Genomic DNA, 18,196 nt, shown 5'->3' with positions numbered 1-18,196 from the left:
GTCCCCTGGTGTAGGGGTTGTCGGCTAGCTGCCGGGGTGTGGCGCTAGTGCGACGATGCGCTCTGCCCGTCTCAGCACTGGGGCATCCACCATTATGCCCTCGAACTGGAAGACGCCCCGTTGATCGCGCGCCGTGTCCAGCACGCGGCGGGCCCAGTCGACCTGTTCATCGGTGGGGCGGTAGCTGTCGCGGATCACGGCCACCTGGGTGGGGTGGATCGCGACCTTGGCGTCGAACCCGACCGCGACCGCGTCGTCGGACTCGGCGCGCAGGCCGTCGAGGTCCTTGATGTCGAGGTAGACCGAGTCCAGCGCCATCCGTCCGTAGGCCTTGGCGCCCAGCAGCGCCTGGGACCGCACGTGCACGGCGAAGTCGCGGTAGGAGCCGTCGGGCCACCGGCTCGCCGTCCCGCCGAGCACCGCCAGCAGATCCTCGGCGCCCCACATCACCGCGACGCAGTTCTGCACGCGGCTCGACTCGACCACGGTGAGCGCCCCCAGCGGCGTCTCGATCAGCGACACGACGTCGAGCGGGGCAAGTCCGCGCACCTGCTCGGCGGCCTCGGTCTTGGCCAGCATCACGGTGGTGTAGTCCGTCCGCGCGAGCGCCTGCAGGTCGAGTTGATGGTCGGCAGTGGTGGCCGGGTTGACCCGCACCACCGTCCGCGCCGGATCCAGCGGCGTGTCGATCAATGCCTTGCGGGCCGCCTCCCGGTCCTTGGCGGCCACCCCGTCTTCGAGATCGAGGATCACCACATCGGCTGCGGCGGCGGCCTTTTCGAAGCGCTCGGGGCGGTCTGCCGGGCAGAACAGCCACCCGGGTCCGGCGTTGGCCAGCATCAGGCCTCCTCGGCGGGTTGCTTGCGGACCATGGTCTTTCGCGATGCGGTGGCGACGACGTCACCGTGCTGGTTGCGGCCCACGTGGGAGAACGTCACGATGCCCTCACCCGGACGGCTCTTCGACTCCCGCTTCTCGAGCACCTCGGTCTCGGCGTACAGGGTGTCCCCGTGGAACAGCGGTTTGGGGAACGCGACCTCGCCGAACCCGAGGTTGCCGACGATCGTGCCCTGGGTGAGCTGGGCGACCGACAGACCCACCAGCGTGGACAGCGTGAACATCGAGTTGACCAGCCGCTGGTTGAACGGCGGCAGCGCGTCGGAGAACGCGGCATCCAGATGCAACGCCTGGGTGTTCATGGTCAGCGTGGTGAACAGCACGTTGTCGGCCTCGGTGATGGTGCGTCCGGGCCGGTGCTGGTAGAGCACGCCGGTCTCGAACTCCTCGAACCACAGCCCGCGCTGGACGACGACACGTTTCGGAGCGCTCACAGCCCGGCCTGCCGCGCGATCAGCATCAGCTGCACTTCGGTTGTCCCCTCACCGATTTCGAGGATCTTACTGTCGCGGTAGTGCCGTGCGACGGTGAACTCGTTCATGAACCCGTAGCCGCCGAAGATCTGCGTGGCATCGCGGGCGTTGTCCATCGCGGCCTCGCTGGCCACCAGTTTCGCGATGGCGGCCTCCTTCTTGAACGCCTTACCGCTCAGCATCAGCGCCGCGGCGTCGTAGTACGCGGTGCGCGCCGTGTGGGCCCGCGCCTCCATGCGCGCGATCTTGAACGCGATGGCCTGGTTGGCGCCGATGGGGCGGCCGAACGCTTCGCGCTCCTTGGCGTACTGGATGCTCTCGTCCACACACCCCTGCGCGGCGCCGACCGACAGCGCGGCGATGGCGATCCGGCCCTCGTCGAGGATGCGCAGGAAGTTGGCGTACCCGCGGCCCCGTTCACCGAGCATGTTCTCCTGCGGCACCCGGACGTCGTCGAAGGACAGCGGATGGGTGTCGGAGGCATTCCAGCCCACCTTGTTGTACGCCGGTTCCGCGGTGAATCCCTCGGTCGGCACCGGAACGAGGATCGACGAGATCTCCTTGCGACCCTCGGATTCACCCGTCACGGCGGTGACGGTCACCAGTGTGGTGATGTCGGTGCCGGAGTTCGTGATGAACTGCTTGCTGCCGTTGATGACCCAGTGCCCGTCGTCGAGGCGGGCGGTGGTCTTGGTGGCGCCGGCGTCGCTGCCGCCGCCGGGTTCGGTCAACCCGAACGCCGCCAGCGCCTGCCCACTGGTCAACTGCGGCAACCACTCCCGCTTCTGGGCGTCGTTGCCGAACCGGTACACCGGCATTGCGCCCAGGGACACCCCCGCCTCGAGCGTGATCGCCACGCTCTGGTCGACCTTGCCGAGTTCCTCGAGCGCCAGGCACAGCGCGAAGTAGTCGCCGCCCATACCGCCGTACTCCTCGGGGAACGGCAGGCCGAACAACCCCATATCGGCCATACCGCGCACCACCTCGTACGGGAACGAGTGTTCCGCATCGTGTTTGGCGGCCACCGGGGCGACGACGCTGCGGGCGAAGTCGCGGACGGTCTTGGCGAGTTGTTCATAGTGGTCCGGCAACGTGCCGGACGACAGGAAGTCGGTCATGACTGGTCTCCTTTGTCGGTAGCGAGAATCCGTGCCAGCGGCTGGCCCACCTTGACCTGGTCACCGACCGCGACGAGCAGTTCGACCACGCCGTCGACGGGTGCGGTCATGGCGTGTTCCATCTTCATCGCCTCCACGGTGACCACGACGGTGCCGGACGTCACCGTCGCCCCAGCTTCGATGCCGACCGCCACGACCGATCCGGGCATCGGGCTGGTCAGTTCCGCGTCACCGCTGTGGGCGTCGTCCTCGCGCACCGGGGCCTCGCGCACCTCGGCGACCGCCACCGTCCGGCCGGCACCGGCCAGCCACATTTGCTCGCCATCGGCAGCGACGAGGTACTCCGCACGCAGGCCGTCGAGGGTGACGACGAGCCGGTCCTCGACGAGAGCGACTGTCAAAGAACGATTCTCGCCGTCCTCGATCCTCGCCGTGGCCGCCTGCGGCGTACCGGTCAGGTGGACGTGTTCCGTGCGCTCACCGGACTGCAGACGATGCGTCGTGGGCGCGTGGTCGCCGATACGCCACCCCGACGGCACCGCCCACAGGTCACCGCCCGGCGACGGCCACGCCCGCAGCCACAGGTACGCGGCCGCGGCGATCAGATCCTCGTCGCTCACCGGCGCGGAGGCGTAGTCGGGCGCGCGGCGGTCGAGCAGACCGGTGTCGAGCCGGCCGGCGAGGACGTCGGGGTCGGTGAGCAGGAACCGCAAGAACTCGATGTTCGTGTCGACGCCCAGGACCACGGTCTGTGCGAGCGCGCGGTCGAGGGCGCGCAGCGCCGCGGGCCGGTCGGCCCCGTGGGCGATCACCTTGGCCAGCATCGGGTCGTAGTCGCTGCCGACCACCGCGCCGCGGCGCAGTCCCGAATCGACCCGGACACCGGTCCCGGTGGGTTCGGACAGCCCGTGGACGGTGCCACCGGTCGGCAGGAAGCCGCGGCCCGGATCCTCGGCGTAGACGCGGGCCTCGACGGCATGCCCACGCATGACGACGTCGCTCTGGGCGATCGGCAACTTCTCCCCCGCCGCGATGCGAACCTGTTGCTCGACGAGGTCGACGCCGGTGACCATCTCGGTCACCGGGTGCTCGACCTGCAGGCGGGTGTTCATCTCCATGAAGAAGAACTCGTCGGGGCGGTCAGCGGAGACGATGAACTCGACCGTGCCTGCCCCGGTGTAATCCACGCTACGCGCGGTGTCGCACGCCGCGGTGCCGATCCTGGCGCGGGTGGCCACGTCGAGCAGCGGAGACGGCGCCTCCTCGATCACCTTCTGGTGGCGGCGCTGCAGGCTGCACTCGCGTTCGCCGAGATGCACGACGTCGCCGTTGCCGTCGGCGAGAACCTGGACCTCGATGTGGCGGGGGTTGAGGACGAACCGTTCCAGGAACAGCGTCTCGTCACCGAACGCGGCGGCCGCCTCGCGGCGGGCCGAGACCAGCGCGGCGGGGAGGTCAGCGGCGTTGTGAACCACGCGCATCCCCTTGCCGCCGCCGCCTGCCGACGGTTTCACCAGCACCGGGAAGCCGACATCCGGGGCGCCGGCGATGAGGTCGTCGTCGGTGAGGCCCGGCCGCGAGATGCCGGGCACGACGGGGACTCCGAACGCGGACACGGCGGCCTTGGCCGCGATCTTGTCACCCATGGTCTGGATCGCCGGGACCGGTGGACCGATGAACACGATGCCCGCCGCCTGCAGAGCAGCGGCGAATTCGGCGTTCTCCGAAAGGAATCCGTACCCAGGGTGGACGGCCTGCGCACCGGTGCGGCGCGCGGCGGCCACCACCGCGTCGATGTCGAGATAGCTCTGCCGGGCCGCGGCAGGTCCGATGCGGACCGCGACGTCGGCTTCCGTGACGTGGCGCGCCCCGGCGTCGGCGTCGCTGAACACCGCCACCGATCGGATACCCATGGCACGCAGGGTGCGGATGACGCGGACGGCGATCTCGCCGCGGTTGGCAACGAGAACGGTATCGAAGATATTCGAGGTCATGCGATCACATCCGGAAGACGCCGTAGGAGACAGGCTCGAGAGGTGCCTGTCCGACGATGGAAAGAGCCAACCCCACAACGGTTCTGGTATCCGCGGGGTCGATGACGCCGTCATCCCACAACCGCGCCGTCGAATAGTAGGGGTTGCCCTGACGCTCGTACTGCTCGCGGATCGGCGCCTTGAATTCCTGCTCCTGTTCGGGCGTCATCTCACCGCGCACGGTGGCCAGCACCGAGGCGGCCTGTTCCCCGCCCATCACCGAGATCCGCGCGTTCGGCCACATCCACAGGAAGCGCGGCGAATACGCGCGGCCGCACATCGAGTAGTTGCCCGCCCCGTAGGAGCCGCCGATGACGACCGTGAGCTTCGGCACCCGCGCGCACGCCACCGCGGTGACCATCTTCGCGCCGTGTTTGGCGATGCCCGAGGCCTCGTAGTCGCGGCCGACCATGAATCCGGAGATGTTCTGCAGGAACAGCAACGGCACCACGCGTTTGTCGCACAGTTCGATGAAATGCGCACCCTTCTGCGCGGACTCGCCGAACAGCACGCCGTTGTTGGCCACGATGCCGACCGGATGGCCGTGGATGCGCGCGAAGCCGGTGACCAGGGTGGTGCCGTATTCGGCCTTGAACTCCGCGAACTCGCCGCCGTCGACGATGCGGGTGATGACCTCGTGCACGTCGTAGGAAACCTTCGAGTCCACCGGCACGACGTCGTAGAGCTCGGACTGATCGGCCACCGCGTCCACGGTCGGGGCCACATCCCACGGCGGCTTCTGTGCCTGTCCGAGCGTCCCGACGATGCGCCGCACGATGCGCAGCGCGTCGCGGTCGTCGTGGGCGAGGTGGTCGGTCACACCGGAGGTCTTGGAGTGCAGATCCCCGCCGCCGAGTTCTTCGGCCGTGACGACTTCCCCGGTGGCGGCCTTCACCAGCGGTGGCCCGCCGAGGAAGATCGTGCCCTGATTGCGCACGATCACTGCTTCGTCGCTCATCGCCGGCACGTAAGCCCCACCGGCGGTGCAGGATCCGAGCACGGCGGCGATCTGCGCGACGCCCTGGGCGCTCAGCGTGGCCTGGTTGTAGAAGATCCGGCCGAAGTGGTCGCGGTCCGGGAACACCTCGTCCTGACGCGGGAGGAACGCACCGCCGGAGTCGACCAGGTACACGCACGGCAACCGGTTCTGCCCTGCGATCTCCTGGGCGCGCAGGTGCTTCTTGACGGTCACCGGGTAGTAGGTGCCGCCCTTGACCGTCGCGTCGTTGGCCACGATGACGCACTCGCGTCCGGAGATCCGCCCGATGCCGGCGATCATGCCTGCGCCGGGGCATTCGCCGTCGTACATGCCGTCGGCGGCCAGCGGGGCGATCTCGAGGAAGGGGCTACCCGGGTCCAGTAGCCCGTCGACCCGGTCGCGCGGCAGCAGTTTGCCGCGGCCGACGTGGCGTTCGCGCGATGTGGCCGGCCCTCCGAGCGCCGCCACCGCGAGCTTCGTGCGCAACTCCTCGACGAGTGCTGTGTGCTCGCCACGATGTGATGCCCGCGGTGCCATCGATGACCCGTTCATTTGAGTTAATGACGACTAACTCATGGTATGTTAATCGCGATTAACCCAAAATGTCCACCCCCGACCGTAGAGGCTTTCCATGGCGTCGACCTCCGTCGCGAGCACCCGCCGCAGCCAGGCGAAGTCGGACCGCCGAAGCCAGCTGATCGGCGCCGCGGAACGCCTTGTCGCCGAGAAGGGTTACCTCGCGGTGCGCCTCGAGGACATCGGCGCGGCGGTGGGGGTGAGCGGGCCCGCGATCTACCGGCACTTCCCCAACAAGGAGGCGCTGCTCGTCGAACTGCTGGTGGGGATCAGCACCCGGTTGCTCGCCGGCGCGCGTGACGTGCTCGCCCGTTCCGCCGACGCCGCGGAAGCCCTCGACGGGCTGATCGACTTCCACCTCGACTTCGCGCTCGGGGAGTCCGACCTGATCCGGATCCAGGACCGCGATCTGAGCCACTTGCCAGACCCGGCCAAGCGTCAGGTGCGCAGGGCGCAGCGGCAGTACGTCGAGATCTGGGTGGAGGTGCTACGCGGGTTGGACACCACGCTGGAGGAAGCCGAGGCGCGGCTGATGGCCCACGCCGCGTTCGGTCTGCTCAACTCGACACCGCACAGCGTCAAGCCCGGTGCCAACAAAGCGGCCGAGGCCAGCTTCCGCACTGTCCTGCGAGCGATGACAGTAGCGGCGCTGGCCCCGGCCGGTCGCCGTGATGGCTGAAAAGCGTTAGTACCAGACCTTTCGGCCTCCGACGGCGCGTCCGGTCGCTCCGAGGATCCAGAAGACCGCTCCGACTACGATGAGCACCGCACCGATGGTCGTCAGGATGTTCATGCCCAAGACGAATCCCAGCACCACCAAGATGATTCCGAGAACAATCACTGTCTACTCCCTCTCCACTTACTTGTTGGCACCAGTCATTACTGGCTGGGTTGCGGAATCTGCACCTCGGCGCAGTTCACCTTGGGGTTGACGCCCGCATAGTTGAGCGGGCCCGCAACGACGGTCAGTGCCACGTTCGCTGCCGTCGCACAATTCGCGTCCCCTGATTTGAAATAATCGCGCTGAAAGGCGGCCACCACGCCGATCAGCAACCAGACGAGCACAATGACGCCGAGTATGCCTCTCATGCCGTGCCTCCATCCTGTCCGCGCCGCTGTGACGCGCAGCAGAGGTTACCCCGAGGGCAAATCCTCCAAACCCGCGGCTGCAGCGCCTGAGTCAGTGCACAGCGGTCGGCGCGAACGCCTTGAGTAGCCATGCCGTCATCGCATTGACCAACGCGGCGCGGTTCTCCCGCTTGACGATGTCGTGACCGTCGTCGTCGAACACCAGCAGTTCCACGGTGCGGTCCAAAGCGCGCAATGCTTCGAACATCTGCTGCGATTCGCTCGGCGGCACGTTGGTGTCGTTACCGCCGTGCACCAGCAGTAGCGGTGCGGTCAGCGCGGGGGCACGCAACAGCGGTGAGAGCCGCTCGAGAAGGTCGCGGTCACCGACCGGATGCCCGTATTTGGGATAGGCGGCCGCGGCGATCCACGGCTCGGTGTTGCGATACCACGTGTTCAGATCGCTCATCCCGCAGATGCTGATGCCGGCGGCGAACAACTCGGGGTGAAAGGTCAACGCCGCCTGCGTCAGATAGCCGCCGTAGGACCAGCCGGTGCATGCGATCCGGTCGGCGGGTACCGCTTCACGTTCGATCAGATAGTGCACACAGTCCGCGACGTCGTCGATGGCCGCGAACCGCAACTCCTTGTCGTCGGCATGCATGAAGGCACGGCCGAATCCACCTGAGCCCCGCACGTTCGGTGTGAACACGGTGATCCCGGCCGCCAGCAGCGCCGGGTAGTACTCGCTGTAGCCGGGGCGGGACTGCCCCTCCGGGCCACCGTGCAGGAAGATCATCGCGCCGACGGGCTCGACCGGTGCGGGCGGGCGGTACAGCCAGCCCGTCAGCTCCATCCCGTCGCGCGCGACGACGACCTCCAGCGTGGGATCCGCCGTCAACGGGCCCTCACTGGGTTCGCGGTCGACCCGCTGCCATTCCCGCGAGCGCGGGTCGACCAGCTCGACGGTCGGCGGCAGCGACGGGCTCTCGACCGTCATCGCCACCATGGAACCGCCTGCGCTGATGGTCAGTTCGGTCGCGACGAGCCCGGGCAGCGGGATCGGACCCGACAGCGTGTTGTCCAGGTACTCGAGAATCTGGAGTTCGCTGCAGCCGTTGAGATTCCACAGCATCGCGACGGTCGACAGATCGTCGCTGACCACGAATTCGTCGAGGTCGTAGCCCGGCTTCTCGGCGACGACGTGATAGGACACGCCCCCCTCGGTGGCGGTGACCTCGATCAGGCGGGTGTGCGAACCGCCGTTGTCGCTGCGGATCAACGCCCGCACGTAGCCCTCGGAACTGTTGAGTCCGTAGTCCTTGGCCGGGTGGTACAGCTCGAACGTCTCACCGGCCGGACCCGATCGCAGACGCCGTGGGCTGTGGTCGTCGAGGATGAAACCCATGTCGGTGGTCGACCCGGGATCGTAGGGCAGCAGCGCCATCTCGGTCTGCCCGCGCAGCATGATGAGATCCCGGTAGCCGCGTGGCCCGACCCGCACCAGTGCTGCACCGGCCCAGGCGTCGACCAACCGGCCTCCCGAGCGGCGGTCCAAGACGGTGGCGTAGCCGTCGGCCGGGTTGATCAGGCAGGAGCTGCCGACACCGTCCTCACCGGTGAGGATGGCCGCGACCTGTGTGCCGTCCCAGCCGATGAGTTCGGCACTGCCCTCCGGGTGCCCCTCGGGCCAGGAGTCGATCCGGCGTGCATCGCGATCGTCGGGATCGGTTGTGACGACCCAGATCTGGAATCGGTCACTACCGGCGGGGGCGACCTGGCAGGCCAGCCAGTGCCCATCGGCCGAGTGCAGAACCCGCACGACCGGGCCCTCGACCGGGAGTTCGACGTCTCGCGAGGAACTCGCCCTCCAGCCGAGCAGGAACCGCTGCACCGCCCGCGGGAAGCCGCCGTCGTCGACGAGGTGGGCGAACGCCGTCGCATCCGGCGATAGCGAGGCACCGTAGTTCGCCCGCACCTGACGTCTCACCCGTTGATTCTCCATCGTCTCTGCCACGGTGACCGGACGGCCACCCACCCGACGGTATCGGCGTCTGCAAGCACCGGCACACCCAACACCGCGACGGCGCGACTGGATCCGCAGGTACCCTGCGACCATGAGGTGGGTATGACCGAGTCACCACGTCGTGACGGCGCCGAGCCGACCCAACAGCGGGGGAACAACTACCAGGGTCCGCCGGACCCGGCGTATGCCAACCAGCCCCCGTACGGTCCGCCGTACCAGCCTCCCGCCGCGCCGAATCCCACCGAGCGGCTGTCGCCGTATTACCAGTACGGCCAGTACGGATACGACCCGTACGCGACCGGGCAGTACGGGCCCGGGTATCCCCCCGGCGCGCCGCAGCAACCGCCTCCCGAAGGCCCCAAATCCCCGATGTGGTTGTGGGTCCTCGCGGGCGCGGTGGTTCTGCTCGTCGTCGCGCTGGTGATCGCGCTCGTCATCGCCAACAGCTCACGCCAGCAGACGGTCGTGGCACCCGCACCGTCGATGCCGGAGCCCACTGCGACGACCTCCCCGCGCCCCACCACCCCGACACGCACGCCCACCCCGGTGGTGCCCCTGCCGACCACGCCACCGTCATCCGCCCCGCCCACCTCGGCGCCGTCGGGGACGACCGAGACCGTGACCTACGACGTCATCGGGGAGGGGCGCGTCATCAACATCACCTACACCGACACCGGCGGGGTGCCGCAGACGGAGTTCAACGTGGCGTTGCCGTGGAGCAAGCAGGTGGAGTTGCCGTCACCGGCCCGCAGCTCGGCGCGCATCAGCATCATCAACGTCGGACGCGACGTCACGTGCTCGGTGGCGATCAACGGCGCGCAGATTCAGCAGAACACCGGGTCAGGGCTGACCTTCTGCGTCGGCATGCGCTGACGTTTCGCGACGCGGGACCCGCACCGCCAGCATGGCCAGCAGTCCGACGGCCAGCACCACACACAATCCGCCCATGCCCGCGCGGTCGCTGCCGAAGAAGTCGATGAACATGAAGAACAGCCACGGCGCGAGGAACGCCACCGCGCGGCCGGTGGTGGTGTACAGCCCGAACGCGACGCCCTCCTTGCCCGCGGCCGACATGCGCAGCATCAGCGTGCGCGCGGAGGACTGCGTGGGCCCGATGAACAAGCACAGCAGCAGCCCGCACACCCAGAACGCCGACGCACCGGACAGGCTCAGCAGCGTCAGACCGGCCACGATCATCGCGATCAGCGACACCACGATGACCGGTTTGGAGCCGACCCGGTCGTCGAGCAGACCGCCGATCGCCGCACCGACCGCGGCGACCACGCACGCGCTCACCCCGAACAGCAGGACGTCGGCCTCGGAGATGCCGTAGACGCTCACGCCGAGCACCGCACCGAACGCGAACACCCCGGCAAGGCCGTCGCGGAACACCGCGCTGGCGAGCAGGTAGTAGATGACGTTGCGGTCGCGCCGCCATTCGCCGACGACCTCGGTCCACAGCTTGCGGTACGCGGAGAACACCCCGGTGGGGGGCGCTTCGTCATCGTCGGGCCCGGGCACGTGCGGCGGCACGGTGAGCAGCAGCGGCAGGGCGAACAGCAGGAACCAGGCGGCGGCCAGCAGCATGGCCGCGCGGATGTTCTGGCCGTCAGAGACCGGCAGCCCGAGCAGACCGCGGGTGTCACCGTCGCCGGCGACGAAGCCCAGGTAGACCAGCAAGAGCAGGACGACGCTACCCAGATAGCCCGCCGCCCAGCCCAATCCGGAGATCCGGCCCGAAGTCTGCGGGCCGGCCAACTGCCGGAGCATTGTGTTGTAGGGCACGCTGGCCAGATCGCCGCACGCGGCGGTGCAGGCCAGCAGCACCAGCCCCGCCCACAGGTAGCGGTGGTCGTCGCGGATGAGGCTCATCGACGCGGTCAGCAGCACCGCGGCGCCGGTCAGCACCGTCAGCACAGCGCGTCGTCGCCGCGGGGCCTGCACCCACACCCCGGTCACCGGCGCCAGAACGGCCACCACCAGACCCGCCACGGTCATCGCGCGGCCGAGCCAACTGGTGGCCGAGGTGTCCCCCGGTAGATCCGATCCCACCGCACCGGTGAGATACACCGCGAACACGAACGTGGCGACGATCGCGTTCATACCGGTGTTGCCGCAGTCCCACAGCGCCCACGCCAGCACCCGGGATCGGCTGGCGACCGGCGCCGATGGTGGGCTGGCCGGTGCAGGTTGGGTCACGCTCGCCCACGATATAGTCCGGCGCATGCCAGTACCCGCCCCCCGCCCCGATGCCCGCGCGGTCGTGACCGGCGCCTCTCAGAACATCGGCGAAGCGCTGGCCACCGAATTGGCCGCCCGCGGACACCACCTGATCATCACCGCCCGCCGCGAGGACGTACTCACCGCGCTGGCGCAACGGCTGACCGAGCGCTACGGCGTCACCGTCGAGGTGCGACCGGTCGACCTGGCCGACCCGACGGCGCGCGCCGAACTGTGCGACGAGCTGGCCGGCCGGGAGATCTCCATCCTGTGCGCCAACGCGGGCACCGCCACGTTCGGCCCCGTCGCCAAGCTCGATCCCGCGGGCGAGAAGGCTCAGGTGCAGCTGAACGTGCTGGGCGTGCACGACCTGGTGCTCGCCGTGGTGCCGGGGATGGTGGCGCGTGGGGCCGGCGGCATCCTGATCTCCGGGTCGGCGGCCGGGAACTCCCCGATCCCCAACAACGCGACCTACGCGGCGAGCAAGGCGTTCGTCAACACGTTCAGCGAATCGCTGCGCGGCGAACTCAAGGGCGCCGGTGTCCACGTGACGGTGCTGGCGCCCGGCCCGGTGCGCGAGACGCTGCCCGACGAACACGAGCAGTCGCTGGTGGAGAAGATCATTCCCGACTTCCTGTGGATCTCCACCGAATACACGGCGAAGCTCTCGCTCGACAGCCTGGAACGCAACAAGATGCGGGTGGTGCCGGGGGTGACGTCGAAAGCCATGTCGGTCGCCAGCGGTTACGCCCCGCGCGCGATCGTCACGCCCATCGTCGGAGCGGTCTACAAGAAGCTCGGCGGCGACAACTGAGCGCCGCGCGCGAAACAGCATTCCCGGTCACCAAGCACGCGTCTTGATGACCCTGGACGCTGTTTCGCGGCGACTAGCGGCGGGTGTCCGCGTGCGGATTCAGCGGGGGCGAATACCCTGAGGCCCTGTGCGTGACGAATTGGTGTGGATCGACTGCGAGATGACCGGGCTGGATCTGAGTAAAGATCGGCTCATCGAGATCGCGGTGCTGGTCACCGATGCCGACCTGAACATCCTGGGCGAGGGACTTGACGTGGTCATCCACGCGCCCGACGAGGCGCTGGACGCCATGATCCCGGTGGTGACCGATATGCACACCCGGTCGGGTCTGATCCAGGAAGTGCGCGCGTCGACGGTCGACCTCGCGACGGCCGAGGAGATGGTGCTCGACTTCATCCGCGGACACGTCAAGCAGGCCAAGACGGCGCCGCTGGCCGGCAATTCGATCGCCACCGACCGCGGGTTCATCGCGCGCGACATGGCGAAACTCGACGAGTACCTGCACTACCGGATGATCGACGTCAGCTCCATCAAGGAGCTGTGCCGCCGGTGGTATCCGCGGATCTACTTCGGTCAGCCGGCGAAGGGGCTTTCGCACCGGGCGCTGGCCGACATCCACGAGTCGATCCGCGAACTGAAGTACTACCGGCAGACCGCGTTCGTCGCTCCCCCGGGCCCGTCGACCAGCGACATCGCCGCGATCGCGGCCGAGCTCGGCCCGCCCGGGAGCGACGCGACGGAAACCGATTCGGCCTGAGGGCACCCGACCGGTTAAGATCGACGTCGCTGCACGGCCCGATGGGTCAGCAGCGATGGTGGCTGTAGTTCAGTTGGTAGAGCACCAGGTTGTGATCCTGGCTGTCGCGGGTTCGAGTCCCGTCAGCCACCCGCAGTACGAAGAAGCGCCTCACCCCGCAAGGGTGAGGCGCTTCTTCGTATGCGGCGGGGCGGCTCAGACTCCGGCGTTGCCGGCCTTCCACTGCTCCCACGGGATGTTCCAGTCGCCGAGACCGTCCGTGCCGGGCAACACCGAACCGACGGTGTTCACGACCTCGACGATGTCGCCGCGTTTGGTGTTGTCGTAGAACCACTTCCCGTTCGCCGGGCTCACATTGAGGCAGCCGTGGCTGACATTGCTGTGACCCTGGCTGCCGACCGACCACGGCGCGGCGTGGACATAGATGCCGCTGTAGGACATCTGAGTGGCCCAGTCCACTTCGGTGCGGTAGCCGTTGGGCGAGTTCACAGCAACCCCGTAGGTGGACGAGTCCATCACCAGGTGCGAATACCGGTCCCCGATGATGTAAGTGCCGTTGTCGGTCGGGGTGCTGTTCTTGCCCATCGAGATCGGCATGGTCTTGATGACCTCGCCGTTGCGCCGGACCGTCAGCGTCTTCGTGGAATCGTCGGCGGTTGCGATGACCTGGTCCCCGATCGTGAACTCGGTCTTGACGTTGTCCTGGCCGAACAGACCGTCACCGAGGTCGACGCCGTAGGTGTTGACCGCCACCGACACCTTCGTGCCCGGCTGCCAGTACTCGGCGGGACGCCAGCGGACTTCCCGGTTGCTCAGCCAGTAGAAGGCGCCCTCGACAGGCGGTTCGGTCTTCACCGTGATCGCGCGCTGCGCGGCCAACCGGTTGGAGATGTTCTCATCGAACCGGACGGCCAGCGGCTGGCCCACCCCGACAACCTCACCCTCGTTGGGAAGTACGTAGGGCATCGTCAGGTTCTCCGGCGAATGCGTCTCGAACGTCATCTGCCGGCTGGCGACCCCGCCGAGGCCCATCGACTTCGCCGTCAGCGTGTAGCTCTTGTTGTAGCCGAGCGGTTCGGTGGTGGCCCAGGTGAGACCGTCCGGGCTCAGCTTGCCCGCGACCGCGTCGCCGTCCTCGTTGACCATCGTGACCGAGCCGAGCACGCCGCCCTCGGCGCCGATGGTGACCGGGCTGTCGACCGCGACACCCACTGCGCCGTCGGTCACCGAAGAAGTGAGCTTCGGCACCAGCAGGTCACCGAACGGGGTGCCCTTGTCGGAGATCACCTGCGGGGTCTCCGGTTCGGAGCCACTCGAGCAGGAGGTGAGCCCCAGCACGACGGCGGGAACCACCAGCATGCCCGCCCACCAGGCTCGTTGCCGACGCGGACGGGTCACCGAACCGACCTGCCACATTGTCTTCCCCACCTCACACCCAGAGTTCTACTTCGCGCGGATTCGTCGGCCACAGTCTACTGGCAGGTCCGACATGGGGCGCGCCGCCGAGATTCGCTCGGGACCCTTCTGAGGCCGCGATTTCACGTCCCGGCCGGTGGCCTGTTAATGTCTCTCCCGCGCGCCGTTAGCTCAGTTGGTAGAGCAGCTGACTCTTAATCAGCGGGTCCGGGGTTCGAAACCCTGACGGCGCACCACAACGAAAGCCCTGCTTCGGCGGGGTTTCGTTGTTTCGAGACACCTTTCGCGCCGTCACACAGGGCACACGATCACCCGACGGCGCCGTTGACCAGCCGTTCACTTTCCGTGTCACCCTCCGCGCTTTGAGCGAGGGGCTTGGGTTCAAGGCGGACGGCGACAAACGGCGGGCGGTCACCAATTTTATCCGTCTCCACTCGCAGCCGTGCGCTAACAAAATGCCCCACGGGAACTTTCATATGTAGACTCGTCAATTTGCCTACAGACATGCGCCGTCGGTGTCAGTATCGACTGGTCATAAAACTCTGCGGGGAGGAAGCAACGAAGATGGAGCTAATCGGGGAATGGACTGCCTTCCACGACCACATGCCAGGGAAGCCCAAGACACTGACAGCCAGCGGACAAGCGCAATTTCGGACGGAAGGCTGGTCGGTTGCAGTGCGCAGGAGTGAGCCTCAAGGGATCAACCCGAAGATGCTTTTACTTGAGTTGGAAGCAACCCACGACGGTGGGTCGCCCGAGGCTCTGACCACGATCGATGTGACGTGGACCGAGGAAACGGATTTCGAGTATGAGCAGGTGGCATTCACCGTCCTCGGCAGTCCGGAAGGGGACGCCGTCGAGGGCAAGACAATCGATGTCAAGTGCGTGCACTGAATGCGTCCGCATGAATCTGGTTCGTGACAATCCGATCGAACGGCAAGACCGACATTAGAGGTAAAATGAACAATTTGAAATGTCAATGGTCACTCGATAAGTTTGAAGCATATTCGCACATTGTCCTTGACGGAATGGGTCCGTACGTGGTTGTCAGAGGCGAGGGAGTTTGCCCCACGACGGGATACGCGGCGCACTTGGAGGAGTCGGGAAGCGATGCTGACACCCTCCGTGTGCGCATCGTCGAAGACGCCCCCGGCGGGGTCGCTTCCTCAGTGTTGACCGATACTCCCGTCACAGAATTCCGCGCTGTGTCCGAGGCGAAGCACGTCGAGATTGAAGGCGTCGGTACGCTACGCGTAGCACAGCGCTACGATGACTAATGGCCCAGGCCCACGGCCGCTTACCCGCCCGGTGCGGCACAGCGAGGAGCGACCGTAGTCGGTGAACCGGCCCCTCAAGCGTGTCGCACCGCAGCTCAAGGGCCGCGGCACCCCCGTCGGATCGGCCAGCCGCTTCCTTTGGCCTGAATGGTCCCTGCCGGCTGCTCTCGGGGACAGACTCCGCCGTCCCGTCCCGTCCCGTCGCGGCTCCTGCTGGTGACCCGTTGGTGCCAGTGATCGTTACTCGTTCCGTGTGTACGCGAAGCGGGGAGACACACCGTGATGGTCGCTGGCAGACCGCCGCATGCCCAGGCGTTTATACGCCGATGGTCATCGCCCTCGAACCTCGGCGCGTGCCCGGATTTGACGGTCACGAATTCGATCCCCGTCGGCGCTCTGTCACGCGCGAATAACAGTTGGCCGGGGCGCGAGCGCGGCCAGAGCAAGCCGCGCAGTTTCATCGTGACCGGAGCTGACATGGAGCACCACAGAGCTCGATACCTGCCAACGTAGTTTCGTTTCCGCGCCCGGCGTGCACGCGCGGCGTGCAACCGGCAGCACCGTGGCCGGCCCCGCTCCTCCGCCCAGCGACGACCGATGTGCTGCTTTCACACTACGAAGCCACTCTGGGTGTGCCACTCGGCGCTGGCGAGGTTGCTTGTAGCATGGCGTGGCCCACATTTTCGCATCACAAGCTGGCACATTGCGGAGATGACTGGTACCGTCAGTCGTTAGCTGGCAAGTTTGCGGCACAACACGCACCGACGGAATGGGGTCTTAGCTGATGTCCACAGCACGCGTTCCGCGCACCCCCGACTCGACGCCGGGCGGCGACGTTGCTGCACACGGACCGCTTTCAGTGGTGAGTTGCAGTCGGCTGGGCCGGCGCGCCAACCCCCCGCGCCTCTCGCTCGCCGACTGGCTCCTGCCGTCTCGTCGGCGCTGAGGAGCCCTAGCGGCGGGACCGCCGCAACGCCACCACCACGATGAGCAGCGCGACGCCTGCCAGGGAGGCCGCCACCGGCGGCTGGGACACGAACCCGATCACCTTGGTCTTGACGTCGTCAGCCAGCCGGCGCGGGTTGGCCCGCTCCGCCAGGGAGTCGACGGTCAGCGCCAACTGGTCGCGCGCCACGTCGATGTCCTTCTTGATGGCATCGGGATCCCGGTCCGCCACGTCATGTCCTCCAAGTCCGTGCTGGGTCCCCAGTCTGGTTCCCGTCTTGCCGAACTACCCTAGATCAGCCGGTGCGACCCGGACGGCACCGGTCGACCAGAAGGGATTTCAAGGCATGCCCCAGACCCCTCGCCTGTCGGTGGGCGACACCGCACCCGGCTTCAGCCTGCCCGACGCCGACGGCAACACCGTCTCCTTGGCGGATTACAAGGGCCGCAAGGTGATCGTCTACTTCTACCCCGCTGCGTCCACGCCCGGCTGCACCAAGCAGGCGTGCGATTTCCGGGACAGCCTGACCGAACTCAACGGCGCGGGGGTCGACGTCGTCGGCATCTCCCCCGACAAGCCGGCCAAACTGGCTAAGTTCCGCGACACCGAAAAGCTGACCTTCCCACTGCTGTCCGACCCCGACAAAGAAGTCCTCACCGCCTGGGGCGCATTCGGGGAGAAGACGATGTACGGCAAGACCGTCCAGGGCGTCATCCGGTCGACGTTCCTCGTCGACGAGGACGGCAAGATCGCCGAGGCGCAGTACAACGTGCGCGCCACCGGCCACGTCGCCAAACTGCGCCGCGACATCAAGGTCTAGCCATATCGATCGACGATCGCGAACACCTCGGCCCACTGTGGGGCGGATAGATCGCGCGGCAGCGGTGTGCCCCGGAAGCGTTGGCCGGCCAGCCACTTCCGGACCGCAGCCTTGGCCGAGGAGCCGGCGACTCTCGGCAGGATCTCGTGCAGCCCACGGCCCTTGCTCGTGAACACGCTGTGAACGAAGGCCTTGTAGCGGCGACGCCGCGCGGCATCGACGAGTGGATCGCTGCGCCGGGTGATCTTCAGCAGGCCTGCGTCGACGCCGGGTCTCGGCGTGAACGCCGCCGCGGGCACACGGCCGGCCAGGTCGAAGACGTACCACGGCCACCACTGCGCGGTCATCATCGTCGCCCCGCCGACAGCGGCGCGGCGGCGCGCGACCTCCCACTGGAGCAGCAGGACCGCTGCCGTCCAGTGGTCGGCGTGGAGGAGGTGCCGCAGTATCGCGGTGGTTTGGTGGAACGGCAGGTTTCCCACGATGACGTGTGGCGTGCGCGGCAGCCGGTAGTGCATGAAGTCGCCGGGCACGATCGTCGTGGGCGGATCGACTCGGCGCGCAAGCGTTCGCGCAAGCCGCGGATCGATCTCGATCGCTGTGATCGGTCGCCGCAGAGCCTGCATCGGTAGCGTCAAAGCCCCTCCCCCGGAGCCGATTTCGACGATCGGCCCGGCTGTCTGCGAGATGAGGCTGACGATCGTGTCGACCGCTTCGGGGTCGGTGAGGAAGTTTTGGCCGAGCTCGTGACGTCCGGGACGGTAGGTAGGCATGGG

At 67.4% G+C, this 18,196-nt stretch carries 18 protein-coding genes and 2 tRNA genes; 8 read left to right on the top strand and 12 right to left on the bottom strand.

Annotated elements, in window-relative coordinates:
- Nucleotides 1-24: 24 nt before the first annotated feature.
- Genes I7X18_RS09905 through I7X18_RS09885 form a run of 5 tightly spaced genes read right to left on the bottom strand, consistent with a single transcriptional unit; the run spans nucleotide 25 to nucleotide 6,037 of the window.
- Nucleotides 25-840: an HpcH/HpaI aldolase/citrate lyase family protein gene (locus tag I7X18_RS09905; RefSeq protein ID WP_269751307.1), complete on the bottom strand. Its 816-nt coding sequence runs from the start codon at nucleotides 838-840 to the stop codon at nucleotides 25-27.
- Nucleotides 840-1,331, bottom strand: a complete 492-nt coding sequence (locus tag I7X18_RS09900) for a MaoC family dehydratase (protein WP_193047099.1) — start codon at nucleotides 1,329-1,331, stop codon at nucleotides 840-842. Before I7X18_RS09900 ends, I7X18_RS09905 begins: the two co-directional genes overlap by 1 nt.
- On the bottom strand, nucleotides 1,328-2,488 hold the full coding sequence (locus tag I7X18_RS09895; RefSeq protein WP_193047098.1) for an acyl-CoA dehydrogenase family protein: 1,161 nt from the start codon (nucleotides 2,486-2,488) through the stop codon (nucleotides 1,328-1,330). The genes I7X18_RS09900 and I7X18_RS09895 overlap by 4 nt, the downstream gene beginning before the upstream one ends.
- On the bottom strand, nucleotides 2,485-4,482 hold the full coding sequence (locus I7X18_RS09890; protein ID WP_193047097.1) for an acetyl/propionyl/methylcrotonyl-CoA carboxylase subunit alpha: 1,998 nt from the start codon (nucleotides 4,480-4,482) through the stop codon (nucleotides 2,485-2,487). The genes I7X18_RS09895 and I7X18_RS09890 overlap by 4 nt, the downstream gene beginning before the upstream one ends.
- Nucleotides 4,483-4,486: 4 nt before the next feature.
- Entirely contained in the window at nucleotides 4,487-6,037 is a 1,551-nt protein-coding gene (locus I7X18_RS09885) for a carboxyl transferase domain-containing protein (protein WP_193047096.1), read from the bottom strand.
- 94 nt (nucleotides 6,038-6,131) lie between these two features.
- Here I7X18_RS09885 and I7X18_RS09880 point away from each other — a divergent pair, with 94 nt between their 5' ends.
- Entirely contained in the window at nucleotides 6,132-6,755 is a 624-nt protein-coding gene (locus I7X18_RS09880) for an SACE_7040 family transcriptional regulator (protein ID WP_193047095.1), read from the top strand.
- 6 nt (nucleotides 6,756-6,761) lie between these two features.
- Here I7X18_RS09880 and I7X18_RS09875 read toward each other — a convergent pair whose 3' ends face one another.
- The 3 genes from I7X18_RS09875 to I7X18_RS09865 all read right to left on the bottom strand — a co-directional run bounded on the left by I7X18_RS09875 (nucleotide 6,762) and on the right by I7X18_RS09865 (nucleotide 9,149).
- Entirely contained in the window at nucleotides 6,762-6,917 is a 156-nt protein-coding gene (locus I7X18_RS09875) for a DUF6131 family protein (RefSeq protein WP_193047094.1), read from the bottom strand.
- 38 nt (nucleotides 6,918-6,955) lie between these two features.
- Nucleotides 6,956-7,165: a hypothetical protein gene (locus I7X18_RS09870; protein WP_193047093.1), complete on the bottom strand. Its 210-nt coding sequence runs from the start codon at nucleotides 7,163-7,165 to the stop codon at nucleotides 6,956-6,958.
- Nucleotides 7,166-7,256: 91 nt separating this feature from the next.
- Complete coding sequence (locus I7X18_RS09865; protein WP_226863970.1) at nucleotides 7,257-9,149, bottom strand: alpha/beta hydrolase family protein; 1,893 nt, start codon at nucleotides 9,147-9,149, stop codon at nucleotides 7,257-7,259.
- Between the two features lie 123 nt (nucleotides 9,150-9,272).
- Here I7X18_RS09865 and I7X18_RS09860 point away from each other — a divergent pair, with 123 nt between their 5' ends.
- Nucleotides 9,273-10,043: an MmpS family transport accessory protein gene (locus I7X18_RS09860; protein ID WP_193047091.1), complete on the top strand. Its 771-nt coding sequence runs from the start codon at nucleotides 9,273-9,275 to the stop codon at nucleotides 10,041-10,043.
- Here I7X18_RS09860 and I7X18_RS09855 read toward each other — a convergent pair.
- Nucleotides 10,011-11,369 carry an MFS transporter gene (locus I7X18_RS09855; RefSeq protein WP_232375448.1) on the bottom strand — a complete coding sequence of 453 codons (1,359 nt, stop codon included), beginning with the start codon at nucleotides 11,367-11,369 and terminating at the stop codon, nucleotides 10,011-10,013. The genes I7X18_RS09860 and I7X18_RS09855 overlap by 33 nt on opposite strands.
- 25 nt (nucleotides 11,370-11,394) lie before the next feature.
- Between I7X18_RS09855 and cmrA the strand changes: the two genes are divergently transcribed.
- From cmrA to I7X18_RS09840, 3 genes are all read left to right on the top strand, one after another.
- Nucleotides 11,395-12,204 (top strand): mycolate reductase, encoded by an 810-nt coding sequence (gene cmrA / locus I7X18_RS09850; protein WP_193047089.1) that lies wholly within the window; start codon nucleotides 11,395-11,397, stop codon nucleotides 12,202-12,204.
- Between the two features lie 127 nt (nucleotides 12,205-12,331).
- On the top strand, nucleotides 12,332-12,961 hold the full coding sequence (orn, locus tag I7X18_RS09845) for an oligoribonuclease (protein ID WP_193047088.1): 630 nt from the start codon (nucleotides 12,332-12,334) through the stop codon (nucleotides 12,959-12,961).
- Between the two features lie 58 nt (nucleotides 12,962-13,019).
- Nucleotides 13,020-13,092, top strand: a tRNA-His gene (locus tag I7X18_RS09840).
- A gap of 64 nt (nucleotides 13,093-13,156) precedes the next feature.
- Here the strand turns inward: I7X18_RS09840 and I7X18_RS09835 are convergent.
- A complete protein-coding gene (locus I7X18_RS09835; RefSeq protein ID WP_193047087.1) occupies nucleotides 13,157-14,377 on the bottom strand; it encodes a L,D-transpeptidase in 1,221 nt (406 codons plus the stop codon).
- 160 nt (nucleotides 14,378-14,537) lie between these two features.
- Here I7X18_RS09835 and I7X18_RS09830 point away from each other — a divergent pair.
- A tRNA-Lys gene (locus I7X18_RS09830) sits at nucleotides 14,538-14,613 on the top strand.
- Between the two features lie 328 nt (nucleotides 14,614-14,941).
- The gene (locus tag I7X18_RS09825; RefSeq protein ID WP_193047086.1) at nucleotides 14,942-15,271 is read left to right on the top strand and encodes a hypothetical protein; all 330 of its coding nucleotides are present in this window, start codon (nucleotides 14,942-14,944) and stop codon (nucleotides 15,269-15,271) included.
- A gap of 1,335 nt (nucleotides 15,272-16,606) precedes the next feature.
- Here I7X18_RS09825 and I7X18_RS09820 read toward each other — a convergent pair.
- Nucleotides 16,607-16,831, bottom strand: coding sequence for a DUF3618 domain-containing protein (locus I7X18_RS09820; RefSeq protein WP_193047085.1), 225 nt, complete (start codon nucleotides 16,829-16,831; stop codon nucleotides 16,607-16,609).
- 115 nt (nucleotides 16,832-16,946) lie between these two features.
- On the opposite strand from I7X18_RS09820, the gene bcp reads away from it, so the two are divergent.
- Nucleotides 16,947-17,420, top strand: a complete 474-nt coding sequence (gene bcp / locus I7X18_RS09815; RefSeq protein ID WP_193047084.1) for a thioredoxin-dependent thiol peroxidase — start codon at nucleotides 16,947-16,949, stop codon at nucleotides 17,418-17,420.
- Here bcp and erm(46) read toward each other — a convergent pair.
- Entirely contained in the window at nucleotides 17,417-18,193 is a 777-nt protein-coding gene (gene erm(46) / locus I7X18_RS09810; RefSeq protein WP_193047083.1) for a 23S rRNA (adenine(2058)-N(6))-methyltransferase Erm(46), read from the bottom strand. The two genes, bcp and erm(46), sit on opposite strands and share 4 nt — an antisense overlap.
- Between the last annotated feature and the right edge of the window lie 3 nt (nucleotides 18,194-18,196).

The sequence above is a fragment of the Mycolicibacterium baixiangningiae genome, from assembly GCF_016313185.1.
Classification (GTDB): domain Bacteria; phylum Actinomycetota; class Actinomycetes; order Mycobacteriales; family Mycobacteriaceae; genus Mycobacterium; species Mycobacterium baixiangningiae.
The sequence above is the reverse complement of the archived record's forward strand: the minus strand, read 5'-3'. Positions and strand labels throughout refer to the sequence as shown.

Bases quoted from the DNA above. Each gene is read 5' to 3' on its own strand.
- I7X18_RS09835 (WP_193047087.1), bottom strand. From the start codon at position 14,377: ATGTGGCAGGTCGGTTCGGTGACCCGTCCGCGTCGGCAACGAGCCTGG.
- cmrA (WP_193047089.1), top strand. From the start codon at position 11,395: ATGCCAGTACCCGCCCCCCGCCCCGATGCCCGCGCGGTCGTGACCGGC.
- I7X18_RS09880 (WP_193047095.1), top strand. From the start codon at position 6,132: ATGGCGTCGACCTCCGTCGCGAGCACCCGCCGCAGCCAGGCGAAGTCG.
- I7X18_RS09865 (WP_226863970.1), bottom strand. From the start codon at position 9,149: ATGGAGAATCAACGGGTGAGACGTCAGGTGCGGGCGAACTACGGTGCC.
- I7X18_RS09895 (WP_193047098.1), bottom strand. From the start codon at position 2,488: ATGACCGACTTCCTGTCGTCCGGCACGTTGCCGGACCACTATGAACAA.
- I7X18_RS09825 (WP_193047086.1), top strand. From the start codon at position 14,942: ATGGAGCTAATCGGGGAATGGACTGCCTTCCACGACCACATGCCAGGG.
- I7X18_RS09870 (WP_193047093.1), bottom strand. From the start codon at position 7,165: ATGAGAGGCATACTCGGCGTCATTGTGCTCGTCTGGTTGCTGATCGGC.
- I7X18_RS09860 (WP_193047091.1), top strand. From the start codon at position 9,273: ATGACCGAGTCACCACGTCGTGACGGCGCCGAGCCGACCCAACAGCGG.
- I7X18_RS09905 (WP_269751307.1), bottom strand. From the start codon at position 840: ATGCTGGCCAACGCCGGACCCGGGTGGCTGTTCTGCCCGGCAGACCGC.
- I7X18_RS09890 (WP_193047097.1), bottom strand. From the start codon at position 4,482: ATGACCTCGAATATCTTCGATACCGTTCTCGTTGCCAACCGCGGCGAG.
- I7X18_RS09885 (WP_193047096.1), bottom strand. From the start codon at position 6,037: ATGGCACCGCGGGCATCACATCGTGGCGAGCACACAGCACTCGTCGAG.
- bcp (WP_193047084.1), top strand. From the start codon at position 16,947: ATGCCCCAGACCCCTCGCCTGTCGGTGGGCGACACCGCACCCGGCTTC.